The following is a 15,548-nucleotide window of genomic DNA, read 5'->3' as shown; positions in this document are numbered from 1 at the left end:
GAAACCCGGAGTGAGTCTTGCGCCAGAACAAGATCTTGCGAAATCGCGACCTGTAATCAGTCAACCAAAAGTTTACAGTTTCCCGATATCGTATTGTTCATAAAAACAAAAGCTTGTGTTGGGATGCGTGTGACGGGCAGTTGCGCGCATTCATGCACGCTTGGAGGATGAAATGGGATTCTGGTCGCTTGGCGGTATGCGCCAGCCAAAGGCACAAGATATCAAATGGCGGAAAAGCCCGCGCGGCGAATATTATCGTCTGTTCATGATTGATGATTTCAGCGAACTCAAACTCGACAATGTCGGGGGTGTTTATCTGCTTTGGCATGGCGGTTTGAAGCCGTCGTGGCTGGTTGCCGGGGCGACCGAGGATCTTGGTCACAGTTTCCGTGAACTTTTCCGGGACCGCGATATTCGCGAATATGACAACCGGGGCGGCGTATTCATGAGTTGGTCCCCGATCAAGGAGGACTTCAGGGAAGGTGTGGTGCATTTCATTGCCAAACACACCAATCCGACTTTTGAATGCGATTTTGACAGCAAGTCGGACCCGATTCCGATCCTTTTGCCGCGTTAAGCGTCTACAGATATAGGAAAAGCTCCGCAGTGATGCGGAGCTTTTCTGTTTTCAGGCCGTGGGGTTCGGGTGAACCGATCAGAGTTTGCCCAGAACGGTTTCGGCACTCGACACGTCAAAGGCACCGGGTTCTTCGACCGCAAGATCGGTAACCTTGCCATCATCGACAATCATCGCAAAACGGTTGGCGCGTTTGCCAAGACCGCGACCGGTCAGGTCCAGTTCAAGACCGGTCTTGCTGACGAAGGCGAGATCGCCATCGGACAACATGGTGATGTTGTCACCGGCATTTTCCGCCTTGGCCCATGCGCGCAGAACAAAGGCGTCGTTCGATGCCAGGCAGACGATTTCATCAACGCCCTTTGCCTTGATGGCATCGGCATTGGCAACGAAGCCCGGCAGATGCTTGGCCGAGCAGGTAGGGGTGAAGGCACCCGGCACGGCAAAGACGACGACCTTGCGACCGGCGAAAAATTCCTTGGTGTTGACGGCTTCGGGGCCGTCAGCCGTTGCGCGGAAAAGGGTGACTTCGGGAAGGGTGCTGCCGATTTCGATGGTCATGGGGTTTTCTCCGTCATGCGGGTGGCTTTATTGCCGCCCTTGTTCTGGGATAGGGCCATCAAACAGCAAAACGGGTTGATCTTCAATCATATCCGGTGATGTTGCGATGGTTTCAAATCTTTGTCATCGGTTCCTGCATGCTGGCCGCGATACGCAAAGACATGGACCGGATCAGTTTTTGACAAGATCGGCCCGGCCGCTTGCATCGGCCAGTGCAGCAATAACTTCTTTTTTGCTGAGAAGTTCCGAAAGCAGGATGCCTTTTTCGGCGTTCGGGCCAAACACGGCGTTAAACGGAATGCCATAACGGCCATAGCCGGCAAGATAGCCTGCAATCACCGGGTCGGGACGGGTCCAGTCGCCCTGCATCACAATGACATCATCGGCAGACAGGGCCGCGGTGATCTCGTCGGTTTCAAGGACCAGCTTCTTGTTGACCTGACAACTGACACACCATTCGGCGGTGATATCGACCAGAACGGTTTTGCCATCGGCAACGTGGCGGGCGATTTCATCCGGGGCGAAGGGCTGCCACGGGAGTTTGCCGGTGACGGTTTCAGCGCCCCCCGTTTCGCGAACCGGGGCCTTGGAAAAGCCCGGTGCAAACAGGGCGGCCAGCACGCCAAGGGTGGCAAGTGCTGTAAAAGAAAATTTGCGTTTCTGCACCGTCGTGCGGTGGCGGGCAAACAGCAGGATGCCCGCGATCACAAGGGCCACACCAACCGCAATCGCCCCGCCCATGCCGATCTGAACCGCCAGAACCGACAGCAGCCAGATGGCGGTCCCGGCAAGGGCCACGCCCAGAACCCCTTTGACAAAGCCCATCCAGCGACCGGGCTTAGGCAGAAGTCGGGCGATTTCGGGCCGGGCGGCAATCGCGAGATAAGGAATGGCAAGCCCGATGCCCAGCAGGGTGAATATCCAGAAAATGTCGAAGCTGCTTCCGGCCAGCGCGAAACCGACCGCCGTGCCAAGGAACGGGGCCGAACACGGGGTTGCCAGCAGGGTGGCGAACATGCCGGTCAGGAAATGACCGCCAAGGTGGCTTCCGGATTGTTCGCGCGTGGTGATGGCATCATTGGCGGCATTGCCGAGTTCGGCCGGGCCGTTGATTTCAAACAGGCCCCACATATTGAAGGCAAACAGGGCGACGATGATGGTCATCACGGTCAGGAACAGCGGTTGCTGGAACTGGATGCCCCAGCCAATCGTACCCCCCGCAAGCTTGATGCCGATCAGAACGGCCGCGATCAGCCAGAAAGAGGTGATGATGCCCGCCGCACTGGCAAGGAAGCCGCGCCGGGTGCTAGCACGCTCGGCACCCTGGGCCTTCATCGCCGACATGACCTTGATCGAGAGGACCGGCAGGACGCAGGGCATGAAATTAAGGATGAAGCCGCCCAGAAGGGCCAGCGCGCCGATCAGCCACAGGCTGGTGGCGGCGATGCTGGTGCCGGAAACGGTGTTGCTGCTGCTGGTGGCAGAACCAGACGGGGAAGCGGCGATCTGGCGGTCCTGTTCGATGGCAAGGGGGCCGGCAATGACGGTGACGATCACGTCATCGCCAATCGTGGTCTGACCGTCTTTCAGGCCATAGATCGGGATCTGGAATTGCTGTGTGCCGTTTGCGTCATCGGTTGCGGTCGGGACCGGCACGCCAAAGCCAAGGCGGACATTGCCTTCGATCAGGATTTCAACCGGATCGGTCGCGGTTTGATCAAGGCCCGAGACGGCGACATTGAGAACCGTTTTGTTCTTTTCGCCCGATGCGTCGACCGACTGCCAGATATCGGTGACCGACATTGGCAGGTTGTCACCGCGAAGCGGGACGCGGGATGCGAATTTTTCGATGTCATGGGCAAAGCTGCTGATGGCGGGGTTATCGCCATCCGTGCCGCCCGAAAGACTTGCCGGGATATCAAGGGTAAGGTGGGCCTGTGCGGGGATGCAGACATCGCTGCAGACCAGATAATCGACATCAAGTTCGATATGGGCGGCCTGTGCGGGATCGGTCACGGGGACATCAATCGGCAGGATGATGTGATCCTTGTAGCCGAATGTTTCGAGGCCAAAGATCGAAAAACGGTGCGGGGCGGGCCAGCGGATTTCGCCATCGCCGATATTGGTTGATCCGGCCCAGTCGAGCTGCGGCGGGAAACCGGCATCACCGGCACTGCGCCAATAGATTTTCCAGTCGGGCTCAAGTTCGAATTCAAGACCAAGGCGGATTTCATCGCGGCCATTGATGGCGTCACGCGCGCTGAGCAGGCGGACCGATGCGAAATCCTCGTCAACCCGGTTGCTGGCGGCGGTTTGTGCATGCGCCCCTGTGCCCGCCCCGATACCCAGGGGGGCGAGGGCTGCGATAAACAGGCCAAGGATGACAGGCAAAGACCGGATCACGGGTGGTTCCTTCTGGTTTTCGAAACGGGCACGATGACATTCCGTTTGGTGGATATGGCACAAAACCGGGCTTTGTGCCACCGGCATGCCCTAGGATGCCATGGAAATGATGGCTAATCCCGGTTGATGTTCAAAGCAAGGCACGACTGCGTTACCGGCTCGTGTGCCTGATGGGTTGATCGGTGGTGTGCCTGTTGATGTGATCAGGAACACCATCTTTTTTACCAGGCGATTGCTGTCGATTGCCTGTCTGGCTACCTACATGTAAAGCAGTGGCGCGTTTCGGCTTTGATCAATGTCATTTTTGGACTGTTTTCAGGCAAAGGTGGCTTTCGGTGGTAATGGGCGACGGATCGCGTTAGGTTTGTATGAGCAAAACAGGAAAAGTTCGGGAATGGGAATTAAAGAACACACTGGCGAATATCTGGAAGGGAAGCTGCTTGTGGCGATGCCGGGCATGCGTGACCCCCGCTTTTCGCAAAGCGTGGTCTATATCTGTGCCCATAACGAGGATGGGGCGATGGGGCTGGTGGTCAACCGGCTGATCGACAGCATCACGTTTCCCGAACTGCTTGAGCAGCTTGGCATTGCGCGCCCGGCGCCGACGATTGCCGATATTCAGGTCCATTTCGGCGGCCCGGTTGAAAGCGGGCGCGGGTTTGTTCTGCACAGTACCGATTTTGAAAACGAGGCGACCCTGCATGTCGATCCCGGTGTGTCGGTGACGGCGACGGTCGATATCCTTGAACAGATTGCGCTCGGCGAAGGCCCGAAAAGCAGCATTCTGGCCCTTGGTTATGCCGGATGGCGCAGCGGGCAGCTTGAAAGTGAAATCCTTGCCAATGGCTGGTTGCATGTTGATGCGGATGCCGACCTTCTGTTTGATACCGATTGCGAAGACAAATGGGAACGGGCCTTTGCCAAGCTGGGCTTTGCCCCCGAACTTCTTTCGGGTGAGGCGGGGCACGCCTGAGGCCACGCGATGATGATCCGGTCATGAAAAGAAACTTCGGCTTGCCATCGCACACCATGTAGTAGCTCTCGGGGCCGGTCGCCCGTTATCGGCACAGTATAAATGCGCGACACAGTCATGGATGAAATCAAAATCAATCACCGCCTTAGTCTTGTGCAGCAAATCATCCAACGGCACCAGAAATGACAGTGTCATCCTTTCCAGCTCTTCCTGATGGGCTTCTTTCTTTTTAAACGTGCCGCATTGAAACAAAAGTCCCCGCTTAATGCGAGGACTTTGTCAGCAGTCTAAGGCCTGAAAAAAAAGCTCTTTTTGCGGATTACATATTGGGATAGTTCGGGCCGCCGCCACCTTCGGGCACCACCCAGACGATGTTCTGGGTCGGGTCCTTGATGTCGCAGGTCTTGCAATGCACGCAGTTCTGCGCATTGATTTGCAGACGTTTGCCGCCTTTATCTTCGTCCTCGACAAATTCGTAAACGCCAGCCGGGCAGAAGCGGGCTTCGGGCCCGTCATAGACCGCAAGGTTGACGTCGACCGGCACGCTGGCATCCTTGAGCGTCAGATGGATCGGCTGGTCTTCTTCGTGGTTGGTGTTTGACAGGAACACCGACGACAGCTTGTCGAAGCTGATTTTGCCATCCGGTTTCGGATAGTCGATTTTCGGCATGTCGGCAGCCGGTTTCAGGCAGGCGTGGTCCGCATGGTTTTTGAAGGTCCAGGGGGCCTTGCCACCCAACAGATAAGTATCGACTGCACTATAGGCCATGCCGCCCCAATAGCCCCATTTGGCAAAGCTTGGGCGGATGTTGCGGACCTTGTGCAGTTCGGGATAGACCCAGCTGTTTTTAAGCTTTTCCGGGTAGCTTTCCATCGAGGCGGGCGGTGTTTCGGCAGTTAGCGCCTCGAACGCGGCCTCGGCGGCGAGCATACCGGTCTTCATCGCGGTGTGCGATCCCTTGATTTTCGGCACATTCATGAAACCGGCCGAACAGCCGATCAGGCAGCCGCCGGGGAAGACCAGATCGGGGATCGACTGGAACCCGCCTTCGTTCAGCGCGCGCGCGCCGTAAGAAATACGGCGACCCTTTTCGAAAATCTTGCGGACCTTCGGGTGGGTTTTGAAACGCTGGAATTCGTCAAACGGGCTGAGATGCGGGTTTTCGTAATCAAGCCCGATCACGAAGCCGACCACCACCTGATTGTTATCAAGGTGATACAGGAACGACCCGCCATAGGTGTTTTTATCAAGCGGCCAGCCGGTGGTGTGGGTGATTTTGCCTTCTTCGTGAACTTCGGGGTCGACTTCCCACAGTTCCTTGATGCCGATGCCATAGGTTTGCGGATCGGAATTTTTGCGCAGATCAAACTTTTTGATCAGCTGTTCGGACAGCGAGCCACGGCAGCCTTCGGCAAAGAAGGTGTATTTCGCATGCAGTTCCATGCCCGGTTCGTGGTTCGGGCCGGGCGTGCCATCGCGCTGGATGCCCATATCGCCGGTCGCGATCCCCTTGACCGAACCGTCTTCGTTAAACAGGACTTCAGCGGCAGCAAAGCCGGGATAAACTTCGATCCCCATGGCTTCGGCCTGTTCGCCAAGCCAGCGACAGACATTGCCGAGGCTTACGATATAATTGCCCTTGTTATGCATCTGCGGCGGGGTGGGGAGCTTGATGCCACCGGTTTCGCTCAGCATCAGGAACTCGTCCTTGCCAGCGGGGACATTCAGCGGTGCGCCGCGTTCTTTCCAGTCGGGGAAAAGTTCGTTCATCGAACGCGGTTCCATCACCGCACCCGAAAGCGTATGCGCGCCGACCTCGGAACCTTTTTCCACCACACAGACGGTGATTTCTTTTTCATGTTCCTGGGCGAGTTGCATCAAGCGAATGGCAGCCGACAGACCGGATACACCGGCACCGACGACAACCACGTCAAATTCCATGGATTCGCGTTCCATATGGCCTCTCTCCTTTGGCTGCCGACCGTTTCGGACTGTTTCCGTCCGTATGGGTCACAAGCCGGTATTCACCGATCAGAGTCTCGCCCAAGCCCTGATTTCTCACATTCATTGGTTAATCGGTATAGGTGTACCGATTTAAGCCGCGTTTGTATATGGTGCAAGTGATCCAAAATCGTTAAAGTCGATTTAAATCCATGCGCCATTCCAACGAGTGCGCCGCAACATACACCGTTCCTGTGTAGATGAGCAAACCAATTACAGATTTTGATGTAAATAACCTCGACCCGCTGCAGGCATTGATCTGGCAGTTTGAAATGGGCGCGGACGAAGCAATTGCCGACGAGCCGCTGGACCGTTTCAAGGCGTCCGAAAGCCTGAGCCGTCAGGCAGGCCAGTTCGGCCGTGCTTCATTGCCGCCCAGTGGTGGCGGGGCCGCCCGCCCGGCGATGCCCCGGCCCGCCGGAGGTACAGGTGCGATGACACCGCCGCCGCCGATGGCACCGGGGGCGGGGTTCCTGTTATCCGATACGCCCCACGAAGCCCGGCAATCGGCCCGTGATCTTGCCGCGGCGGCAACCAGTCTGGCCGATCTTAAGGAAGCGGTCGAAAAGTTCGAAGGCTGCGCGCTTAAGAAATCGGCGAGCAATACCGTCTTTGGCGTGGGCAACCCCGAAGCACGATTGGTGCTGGTGGGGGAGGCACCGGGTGCGGAAGAGGACCGGCAGGGCGAACCCTTTGTCGGGCCGAGCGGCAAGTTGCTTGATGCGATGTTGCGGTCCATCGGCTTTGCGCGTGAGGAAGTCTATATCACCAATATCCTGCCGTGGCGTCCGCCGGGAAACCGTCAGCCGACCATCGCCGAGATCGCGGTGTGCGAACCGTTTGTTCGCCGTCATCTTGAACTGATCGGGCCAAAGGTTGTTGTCTGTCTTGGCGGCAGTTCGGCCAAGACCCTGATGGAAGAGGATCGCGGCATTACCCGGTTGCGGGGCACATGGAAGGAAATGACATTGGGGGCGTCCAGTGTCGCCGATGTGACGGCCATGTTCCATCCGGCCTATCTGCTTCGGACACCCGAACAGAAGCGGCTGGCGTGGCGTGATTTGCGGGCCGTGGCGCAGAAATTGTCGTAAATTACCTTACGAAACCCACGATGCATGGCCGATATGCAGCGGGCAGGCAGCGTGCGAACATCCCCGCCAAGTGGTTGATTTCGGAGAAATCATTTCGCGAGGCAGGCTTTTGCTGGTATATATGGCGGCTTCAAGCGGGGGGACACCGCACTCTACAGGTTGCGACGAGAAACTGCTTCGGGATACAAACACGGCTTTGCCGGAGTCTCGCAGGGGAAAGACTGGTTTTGATCGAAGCAATAAAAACAGGCCTGCCGCGTGCCGCATTGGCATTACGGCGTACCGTTTTCTTCACAGCACTTGGTGCCATCGCGCTGGCAGTGCCCGTAACGCATGCCCAGGCCACCAAGGAACAGGCCGCCTTAAGCGCGCCCGAGACTGGTGACGATGCTTCGGTATCGGTTCCCCTTGCGCTGTCCAAGCGCGACGCAGAACTTTACGAACAGATTTTTGCCGTTCAGGAACAGGGCCGCTGGAAAGATGCGGATAACCTGATTTCGCGTTTGTCCGATGATCTGCTGATGGGCCATGTGCTGGCGCAGCGGTATCTGCATCCGACGGCATATCGGTCGCGTTACAAGGAATTGAAGGACTGGCTGGCGCTTTATGCCGACCATCCGCAGGCACCGCGCATTTACAAACTGGCGTTGCAGCGCCGTGGCAGTGCCAGCTATCCGAAAAAGCCGGTTGGTGGTTATGTCAACGGTGCCGGATATGATTACGAAGACATCCGTCCCTATCACCATAAATCGACCAAAAGCCTTTCATCGGCACAGCGTTCGCGCGTTTCGGTTCTGAAACGCCGCATTCGCCAGCGGATCGGTGACGGCTGGCCGACCGGGGCGTTGCAGGTTCTTGAGGCGCAGGAAACCAAACGCCTGTTTGATGCCTATGAACTTGACGAATCGCGGACATCGATTGCGTCGGGATATTATTATTTCGGCAAGCCGGATCTGGCATTGCGCCATGCGGCGGAAGCCGCAAAGCGGTCGGGCAAATACCTGCCGCAGGCGCATTGGACGGCGGGCCTGACCGCGTGGCGCCTTGGCAAGATGGATCAGGCGCACAGCCATTTCATCGCACTGACCGAAAACAAATATGCGTCAAGCTGGACCCGTTCGGCCGGGGCGTTCTGGGCGGCACGTATTGATCTGGCGGCGGGGCGTTTTGTTGAAGCCGACAAACTGTTGCAGATGGCGGCGGAATATCCGCGGTCGTTCTATGGGCTTCTGGCTTTGCGGTCGCTTGGCCGGGATGACGTTTTTGACTGGGACAGTCTGGCGCTTGATGAAAATCGCGCCAACAAGCTAAAACTTGATCCGCATGGTCGCCGTGCCCTTGCCCTGATCCAGATTGGCAATCGTGACGAGGCGGAACGTGAATTGCGCAAGGCCGCGGCAAGTGATGATGACAAGCTGCGCCGGGCGGTGCTCTCCCTTGCGGACAATGCCAATTTTGCGTCGCTGACCATGCGGCTTGGCGGGTATATCGCGCAGAAGACCGGCGAGGTGATCGTCAATGCGCTTTATCCGGTTCCGCCATGGGCACCGGAAGGCGGGTATGAAGTTGACCGGGCGCTGATTTATGCGCTGATGCGTCAGGAATCCGGTTTCAATGCCGAGGCACGAAGCCATGCCGGTGCGCGCGGTTTGATGCAGTTGATGCCCGCAACCGCCAGCTATATCGGCAATACCCGTTATCGCGGTGAAAAGCGTGCGGAGCTGTATGAGCCGGAAATCAACCTGTCGCTGGGGCAGAAATATGTCGACCATCTGCTGGGACAGGACGGGGTTGATAACGGCTTCCTGCAGTTGATGGCGGCCTATAATGGCGGGATCGGCAATCTGGGGCGCTGGCAGAAGGCGCTCAAGGATAACGAAGATCCGCTGTATTTCATCGAAAGCATTCCGTCGCGTGAAACGCGCCTGTTTATTGAGCGTGTGATGGCGAACCTTTGGATGTATCGGTCGCGTCTGGGGCAGGATAGCCCGTCGCTCGATCGTCTTGCCGCGGGGCAGTGGCCGGTTTACCAGTCACAGGACCTTGGCGGTACGGGTGATAGTGGCCTGACCGCCGAACGCTAAGCCGGGATTGATGACCGCAAACAACCATCGCAATGATGATCCGTCGTCTGGTCGTCGGGATCAGGGCACGGTTCTGGACCGGATGCAGATGCCACCGATGAGTGGTGATGAGGCACTTCGCCGGTTCCACAAGGACCGCGAAGCAGGCGGCCTTCAATCACAGAGCGACGAGACCACGGAACTTGCCAAACTGCATCCGGTGATGCGATTTGCGGTGGTCGCGGGAACTTTCATTCTGATTGTCGCGGCTTTGCTGGGTGTGCTGTATCTGATTGGGGCCTAGCCCGATAAAGTCCCATGGGGGGCAGTCAGTTCGTCAGTTCGGTTCCGACTCTGTCGCGTCGGCGATTTCAGCATTCAGCAACTGGATTTCCGCCTCGGTCGCGCCGCTGAGCGGGTCGTCCTTTGGAATGTCGCGATAGAGATCGGTAAAGACATTCAGGGCCTGCTGATACTTGTTCTGCTGTTTCAGCATCATGCCATAGTAATAGCGGCTGAGCTGATGGTTTGGCATCTGGCCAAGGGCATGCAGGACAAGATCACGTGATACCTGATCAATCTGGCCCTGCTGGGCGGTGATGCGCGTGTCGGCATATTCAATGGCGAGTAACGGATTGTGCCCCGACAGGGCATAGGCACGTGCAAAGGCCGCGACCGCCCGTTCAACGTCACCCAGCCGTAGCGACCCGCGCGCCAGAACAATCCAGCCCTGCAGGTTACGGGGATTGGCTTCAAGCGTGAGGACAATCTGACTGAGCAGGCGGCGGATCTGCTGATCGGTTTGGAAATCGGGATCTGTCACATCGGTTGCGGCAGCCGCCGCCGCGGCAAGATTGCGTTCGCCTTCCCGTTCGGCATAGGGGCGCGACGGAATTTGCGGCATGCCAATCGCGGTATAAAGAATAACCGCGGCAATAATCGGCAGGGCGGAAAAGCCGATCCGGGCGACGGGGCCAAAGGAAAGTTTGGTACCCGGCGTTGCAGCATCACCGGATCTGCCATGGTGGCGCGGCAGGCTGGCATAAATCGCAAGCCCGCCAAACGCGGCAAGTATGACAAGACCAAGCCAGATCACAGGGAACCTCGCTTGCGGGGAGTGCGGTATGCAGGGTGATCAAACTGCATCGTTACGAGCGATCCTGTGACGTGCCGAGGATTTCATCAAGCCGCTTCTGTTCCTGGGCGGAAAGCGATTTTGGTCCTGCACCGTCTTCACGCTGTTTGCGGCGGTAAAAGGCAATCACGGCAATCAGGGCAAGGAATGCAAGAACCGCCGGGCTGATCCAAAGAATATAGGTTTCGGGTTTCAGCGGCGGGTTGAGCAGAACATAATCGCCATAGCGTTCGACAATGTAATCGATGACTTCTTCGTTGCTGTCACCGGCAACCAGACGTTCGCGGACAAGAATGCGCAGATCGCGAGCCAGATCGGCATCGGAATCATCAATCGACTGGTTCTGACAGACCAGACAGCGCAGTTCCTGGCTGATATCGCGCGCGCGTTCTTCCAGTTTCGGATCGGCCAGCATTTCATCGGGGTTGACCGCAAATGCCGGGGCTGCATGCAAACCCAGCAGGATCACGAAGGCCGCGAACAGTGAGCAATTTCGACGGATCATCCCTTTAACTCCGCAATCTTGGGCAGCAGGACTTCTTCGAGGATTTCATTGGTGACCGGACCGACATGCTTGTATCTGATCTGTCCGCTGCCATCGATGATAAAGGTTTCCGGCACGCCATAGACACCGAAATCAATCCCGGTCCGCCCGGACAGATCCATGCCGACTGCGGTATAGGGATCGCCCAGTTCATCAAGCCAGTTCACACCGTCCTGCGGGTCTTTTTCCTTGTAGTTCAGACCATAAACAGGCACATCGGCCTCGCGCGAGAGGCGCTTGATCAGCGGATGTTCGGCACGGCAGGGAATGCACCAGCTGGCAAAGACGTTCAGCACCGAAACCTCGCCCTTTGAAATATCGGCCCGCGACAATCCCCGATCACGACCAGGCAGCGGGGGGAGCTGGAAATCCGGTGCCGGTTTGTCGAGCAAGGCAGATGGTACAACCGATGTATCCTTGCCGATATTCATCAGAAAGACACCGGCAAGGGCCGCAAAGAGCACCAGCGGGATGACTGCGATCCAGAATCTCATGAAGCGGGAACTCCGTTCTTCTTATAGCGCAGGACGATGCGCGTACAGATGCTGATGGCACCACCAATCAGCATCAGTAACATTCCACCCCAAACCCAGGGCATCATCGGCAGGAACCGGACGGTCACGACACGTCCGCCGTCTTCGGCCCGTTCGCCGACGGAAACATGCAAATCCCCGTCGCGTCCGTGCCAGATATCGGCTTCCTTGGTTTCAATGCCGCGGATCGGATAATAGCGGACTTCGGGGAACAGTTCGGCGACCGGCTGGGCGTTGCGATAGACGATAAAGGTTGCCTTGCGCGTGGCGAAGTTTTCGCCGGGCAGCAGTGCCACACCTTCATATTGCAGGTTATAGGGGCCGATCTGGATGCTTTGGCCGGTGCGGGCCGATAACGATATCTGCTGTTCCCAGATGGCACTGGCCGAGCCACCGGCAATCAGGATGGCGATGCCGATATGGGCAAAGGTCATGCTGAGATAGCGGGGGCCCAGAAGCTGGAGATTGCGGTATTTGCCTTCGCCGTGATCGGGCTGCCGCCACAGGCGTTCCCAAAGATCACCAAGGGCGGCGGTAAAGACCCATGCCGCAAGGCCGATGCCAAGCAATGGCAGGGGGGATGCATTGATAAAGCGCATCCAGACAAACAGAATGACAATCAGCGACATCATGGCCGCCAGTTTCATCCGGCGTCCGATCTGCCATGCCTCGTCATTGCGCCAGCGAAGTGTCGGGGCAAAACCCATCAGGAACAGAAGCGGCAAACCGATCGGGATTAGCGCCTGAACGAAGAACGGCGGACCGACCGTGATGATATCGCCGTCAAACCAGCGCAGGAACAGCGGATAAATGGTGCCGATCAGAACGGTTGCGGCTGCGACCGACAGCATCACGCTGTTTAAGAACATGCCGCTTTCGCGCGATATCAGGGAAAAGTCCTTGTTGTCGATCATGCCGCCAGCACAGCGCCAGAACATGAAATAGGCCCCGGCAAACAGCACACAGAACCCGACCAGAAGGGCCACACTGTCGCCGCTGCTGAGCAGGGCGGTTGGCAATGGCCCGAGCAGGTCGGAGCGCACAAGGAATGTCCCGAACCAGCCCGCCCCGAAGGCAGACAGGGCCAGAAGGGCCGTCCAGGGTTTCAGGGTATCGGTTTTTTCAAGGACCGCACGGCAATGCACGAAGGCGGTGGTCAAAAGCCAGGGCAGCAGCAGGGCATTTTCGGATGTATCCCAATACCACCAGTTGCCCCATGCCTGTTCGGTATAGGCGCGGTAGGCGCTAATCGCGATGGCACCGCCAAGGAACGTCCAGGAGACCATTGCCCACGGGCGAAGCTGTTCGGACCATGCACGATCAAGCTTGGCACCCGGCAAGGCGGCAAAGGTTACGGCAAAGATCACCGACAGTCCGGCAAGACCGGCATAGAGGATCGGTCCGCGGATCATGCCGGCGATGTCCTGCAATTCCGGGTCAAGACCGCTGCCATCAAGGGGCGCCATCCCGGAACGCATGAAGGGATCGGCATCAATGATTGCTGCCGCCGCCAGCAGGGCGACAACGATGCCAAGAATGCCAAGGGCAACACGATCCTGTTCGGTAACGCCGCGCGCAACACTTTGCAGGGCAAATAACAATGTCGCCAGCGTAGTGGTCGCGACCCAGAACAGCATCGCGCCGCTATCGGGGATGAAGGCCGCACCGATGCGGTAAATCAGCGGGGTGGAGGAATGGCTGTAACCGGCCACCACGGGCAGGGTGAAATCGCTGACAATGAAGGAATGGATCAGGGCGGCCTCGGCAATGATTGCCAGAACGCACATGGCAAATGGCAGCGGCCAGACACCGAAACCGGATGTTTCGGCAGGCCCGGTCGTGCCGGTCATTCCGTCAGGCAGGGAGCCGCTTGCGATTGCCGGAGCCATTGCCGGTGTCGGGCCGAGCGCGCGATAGCTTGCGCGAAACAGGGCCGGACAGAACAGGACGGCCTGGCAGGTCCCCAATGCGAGAATGAGGATAAGGGCAAAATGTCCAAACTCTGCGATCATGCGTTTCTTCAGATTTCCCCGTACGTGATGTGCGGTAAACGAACACCACTCAGCCCCTGCTGTCAAATAGCAAGGCATCCACCCAGTTTTAATGCCGCGTTGAAGGCTTCAATATGAGGTTTTTATGATGGCAGAATGTGGCTTAATTACGCATTTGTTCGGCATTTCGGGCTTCGATTTCTTCCCAATAACCGCTTTTTTTCAATGAGTCAGCGACTTCTGGCGGCATGTAATTCTCGTCATGTTTGGCCAGAACCTCGGACGCGATGAACTGACCCTCGGAGCCCATATGGCCTTCGGCGACGACGCCCTGACCTTCACGGAACAGGTCGGGCAGGATGCCGGTATAGGAAATGGTGACCGAATTTGCCATGTCGGTAACGGTGAAGGTGACGGTTTCACCGCCGCCGAGTTTTTTGAGCGATCCTTCTTCGACAAGGCCGCCGACGCGCAGGCGCTGATCGGGATCAATCGGCGATTTTTCGGCGATTTCGGTCGGGCTGAAGAAGAACACAACCGAATCTTCAAACGCCGTCAGGGCAAGTGCGGCAGCCGCACCGACCGCGAGAAGGGCGGCCATGATGATATACATGCGCTGACGTTTGCGGGATTTGGCACGCGAAAGAGACACTTCATATTCTCCGCTCAGGATGTCTGAGACTGGTCTGTGGTGCGGGCACGTCTGGGACGGCGGGCTTTCAGAACGGTTTCAAGCTGATCAAGTTCGGTTTTGCTTTGACGCAGGCCCCGCAGGGTTGCGACCAGCAGCGCAATCATGGCAAGGGCAGCGATGCCATAGCTGGCCCAGATATAGCTGCCGTATCCGCCCATTGAGAAGAATTCACTCATTTTCCGGCTCCGGCGTTGTGACCCTGATCATAGGCAAGTGCGTCGTCATCGCCATTGGCAGCGGCGCGTTCGTCAAACAGGCCGCTGAGCTGAAGGGCGCGAATGCGGCGCTGGTTCAGTTCAAGGCGCACGCGCAGGACCAGAATGATGAAATAATATCCGGTAAAGGCAAAGGCCATGATCAGAAGCGGGGCCAGCATGCTGGGATCGATGCTGGGGCCGCCCATGCGGGCGACCGATGCCGGTTGATGCAGGGTGTTCCACCAGTCGACCGAAAATTTGACGATCGGCACATTGACCACCCCGACCAGCGCCAGTGCCGATCCGGCCTTTGACCCGCGTTCGGGATCGTCAAAGGCATTTACCAGCGCGATATAGCCAAGATAGAGGAACAGCAGGATCAGCATCGAGGTCAGGCGCGCATCCCAGACCCACCATGTTCCCCACATCGGTTCGCCCCAAAGCGATCCGGTAATCAGGGTCAGGGCGGTAAAGGTCGCGCCGACCGGTGCGGTGGCGCGCGCGCAGATATCGGCCAGCGGATGTTTCCAGATCAGGCTCATGGCGCCGCAAAGGGCCATGCCGACATAACAGAACAGGCCCATCCATGCGGCGGGCACATGGATATACATGATGCGGACGGTGTTGCCCTGCTGATAGTCAACCGGTGACCCGATCAGGGCCAGATAAAGCCCGACCACGGTCAGGATGACGGTCAGCGCGACCATCCAGGGCATCATGGCCCCGGTCAGTTTCAGAAACACGCTTGGTTTGGCGAAACGATGCATTTTCTCTCGTCCGTTTG

Annotated in this window: 16 protein-coding genes; 5 read left to right on the top strand and 11 right to left on the bottom strand. The window is 57.6% G+C overall.

Annotated features, from left to right (window positions below):
- The first annotated feature begins 172 nt into the window (after window positions 1-172).
- Window positions 173-577, top strand: coding sequence for a hypothetical protein (locus J7395_RS02645; protein ID WP_209220440.1), 405 nt, complete (start codon window positions 173-175; stop codon window positions 575-577).
- A gap of 78 nt (window positions 578-655) precedes the next feature.
- Here J7395_RS02645 and J7395_RS02640 read toward each other — a convergent pair whose 3' ends face one another.
- Together J7395_RS02640 and J7395_RS02635 are read right to left on the bottom strand one after the other, a co-directional pair.
- Window positions 656-1,138 (bottom strand): peroxiredoxin, encoded by a 483-nt coding sequence (locus J7395_RS02640; protein WP_062961252.1) that lies wholly within the window; start codon window positions 1,136-1,138, stop codon window positions 656-658.
- Window positions 1,139-1,309: 171 nt separating this feature from the next.
- Complete coding sequence (locus J7395_RS02635) at window positions 1,310-3,541, bottom strand: protein-disulfide reductase DsbD domain-containing protein (RefSeq protein ID WP_348541201.1); 2,232 nt, start codon at window positions 3,539-3,541, stop codon at window positions 1,310-1,312.
- Between the two features lie 394 nt (window positions 3,542-3,935).
- Here J7395_RS02635 and J7395_RS02630 point away from each other — a divergent pair, with 394 nt between their 5' ends.
- The gene (locus J7395_RS02630) at window positions 3,936-4,514 is read left to right on the top strand and encodes a YqgE/AlgH family protein (RefSeq protein ID WP_062948372.1); all 579 of its coding nucleotides are present in this window, start codon (window positions 3,936-3,938) and stop codon (window positions 4,512-4,514) included.
- A 21-nt stretch (window positions 4,515-4,535) separates the two neighbouring features.
- Here J7395_RS02630 and J7395_RS02625 read toward each other — a convergent pair whose 3' ends face one another.
- Together J7395_RS02625 and J7395_RS02620 are read right to left on the bottom strand one after the other, a co-directional pair.
- Window positions 4,536-4,709, bottom strand: a complete 174-nt coding sequence (locus J7395_RS02625) for a hypothetical protein (protein ID WP_209220438.1) — start codon at window positions 4,707-4,709, stop codon at window positions 4,536-4,538.
- Window positions 4,710-4,833: 124 nt separating this feature from the next.
- On the bottom strand, window positions 4,834-6,471 hold the full coding sequence (locus J7395_RS02620) for an electron transfer flavoprotein-ubiquinone oxidoreductase (protein WP_114124016.1): 1,638 nt from the start codon (window positions 6,469-6,471) through the stop codon (window positions 4,834-4,836).
- A gap of 245 nt (window positions 6,472-6,716) precedes the next feature.
- Here J7395_RS02620 and J7395_RS02615 point away from each other — a divergent pair, with 245 nt between their 5' ends.
- The 3 genes from J7395_RS02615 (at window position 6,717) to J7395_RS02605 (ending at window position 9,974) form a co-directional block, all read left to right on the top strand.
- Window positions 6,717-7,607 (top strand): uracil-DNA glycosylase, encoded by an 891-nt coding sequence (locus J7395_RS02615; RefSeq protein WP_209220437.1) that lies wholly within the window; start codon window positions 6,717-6,719, stop codon window positions 7,605-7,607.
- 227 nt (window positions 7,608-7,834) lie between these two features.
- On the top strand, window positions 7,835-9,691 hold the full coding sequence (locus J7395_RS02610; protein WP_062948313.1) for a lytic transglycosylase domain-containing protein: 1,857 nt from the start codon (window positions 7,835-7,837) through the stop codon (window positions 9,689-9,691).
- Window positions 9,692-9,701: 10 nt separating this feature from the next.
- On the top strand, window positions 9,702-9,974 hold the full coding sequence (locus J7395_RS02605; RefSeq protein WP_114109569.1) for a hypothetical protein: 273 nt from the start codon (window positions 9,702-9,704) through the stop codon (window positions 9,972-9,974).
- Between the two features lie 33 nt (window positions 9,975-10,007).
- On the opposite strand, the gene J7395_RS02600 is transcribed toward J7395_RS02605, so the two are convergent.
- The 7 genes from J7395_RS02600 to J7395_RS02570 form a co-directional block, all read right to left on the bottom strand.
- Window positions 10,008-10,766, bottom strand: a complete 759-nt coding sequence (locus J7395_RS02600; RefSeq protein WP_209220436.1) for a cytochrome C biogenesis protein CcmI — start codon at window positions 10,764-10,766, stop codon at window positions 10,008-10,010.
- A gap of 52 nt (window positions 10,767-10,818) precedes the next feature.
- Window positions 10,819-11,310, bottom strand: a complete 492-nt coding sequence (locus J7395_RS02595; RefSeq protein ID WP_062961232.1) for a cytochrome c-type biogenesis protein — start codon at window positions 11,308-11,310, stop codon at window positions 10,819-10,821.
- Entirely contained in the window at window positions 11,307-11,843 is a 537-nt protein-coding gene (locus J7395_RS02590; RefSeq protein WP_209220435.1) for a DsbE family thiol:disulfide interchange protein, read from the bottom strand. The genes J7395_RS02595 and J7395_RS02590 overlap by 4 nt, the downstream gene beginning before the upstream one ends.
- Window positions 11,840-13,894 (bottom strand): cytochrome c-type biogenesis CcmF C-terminal domain-containing protein, encoded by a 2,055-nt coding sequence (locus J7395_RS02585; protein WP_209220434.1) that lies wholly within the window; start codon window positions 13,892-13,894, stop codon window positions 11,840-11,842. The genes J7395_RS02590 and J7395_RS02585 overlap by 4 nt, the downstream gene beginning before the upstream one ends.
- 142 nt (window positions 13,895-14,036) lie before the next feature.
- Window positions 14,037-14,525 (bottom strand): cytochrome c maturation protein CcmE, encoded by a 489-nt coding sequence (gene ccmE, locus J7395_RS02580; RefSeq protein ID WP_082832867.1) that lies wholly within the window; start codon window positions 14,523-14,525, stop codon window positions 14,037-14,039.
- Between the two features lie 14 nt (window positions 14,526-14,539).
- Window positions 14,540-14,743, bottom strand: a complete 204-nt coding sequence (ccmD, locus tag J7395_RS02575; protein WP_209220433.1) for a heme exporter protein CcmD — start codon at window positions 14,741-14,743, stop codon at window positions 14,540-14,542.
- The gene (locus J7395_RS02570; protein WP_062961230.1) at window positions 14,740-15,531 is read right to left on the bottom strand and encodes a heme ABC transporter permease; all 792 of its coding nucleotides are present in this window, start codon (window positions 15,529-15,531) and stop codon (window positions 14,740-14,742) included. The genes ccmD and J7395_RS02570 overlap by 4 nt, the downstream gene beginning before the upstream one ends.
- Window positions 15,532-15,548 lie beyond the last annotated feature (17 nt).

Origin of the sequence: Thalassospira sp. A3_1, from assembly GCF_017744215.1 — a bacterium.
Lineage (GTDB): Bacteria > Pseudomonadota > Alphaproteobacteria > Rhodospirillales > Thalassospiraceae > Thalassospira > Thalassospira lucentensis_A.
The sequence above is the reverse complement of the archived record's forward strand: the minus strand, read 5'-3'. Positions and strand labels throughout refer to the sequence as shown.

Bases quoted from the DNA above. Each gene is read 5' to 3' on its own strand.
- J7395_RS02625 (WP_209220438.1), bottom strand. From the start codon at position 4,709: ATGACACTGTCATTTCTGGTGCCGTTGGATGATTTGCTGCACAAGACT.
- J7395_RS02605 (WP_114109569.1), top strand. From the start codon at position 9,702: ATGACCGCAAACAACCATCGCAATGATGATCCGTCGTCTGGTCGTCGG.
- J7395_RS02630 (WP_062948372.1), top strand. From the start codon at position 3,936: ATGGGAATTAAAGAACACACTGGCGAATATCTGGAAGGGAAGCTGCTT.
- J7395_RS02645 (WP_209220440.1), top strand. From the start codon at position 173: ATGGGATTCTGGTCGCTTGGCGGTATGCGCCAGCCAAAGGCACAAGAT.
- J7395_RS02590 (WP_209220435.1), bottom strand. From the start codon at position 11,843: ATGAGATTCTGGATCGCAGTCATCCCGCTGGTGCTCTTTGCGGCCCTT.
- J7395_RS02640 (WP_062961252.1), bottom strand. From the start codon at position 1,138: ATGACCATCGAAATCGGCAGCACCCTTCCCGAAGTCACCCTTTTCCGC.
- J7395_RS02570 (WP_062961230.1), bottom strand. From the start codon at position 15,531: ATGCATCGTTTCGCCAAACCAAGCGTGTTTCTGAAACTGACCGGGGCC.
- J7395_RS02620 (WP_114124016.1), bottom strand. From the start codon at position 6,471: ATGGAACGCGAATCCATGGAATTTGACGTGGTTGTCGTCGGTGCCGGT.
- J7395_RS02615 (WP_209220437.1), top strand. From the start codon at position 6,717: ATGAGCAAACCAATTACAGATTTTGATGTAAATAACCTCGACCCGCTG.
- ccmD (WP_209220433.1), bottom strand. From the start codon at position 14,743: ATGAGTGAATTCTTCTCAATGGGCGGATACGGCAGCTATATCTGGGCC.
- J7395_RS02585 (WP_209220434.1), bottom strand. From the start codon at position 13,894: ATGATCGCAGAGTTTGGACATTTTGCCCTTATCCTCATTCTCGCATTG.
- J7395_RS02595 (WP_062961232.1), bottom strand. From the start codon at position 11,310: ATGATCCGTCGAAATTGCTCACTGTTCGCGGCCTTCGTGATCCTGCTG.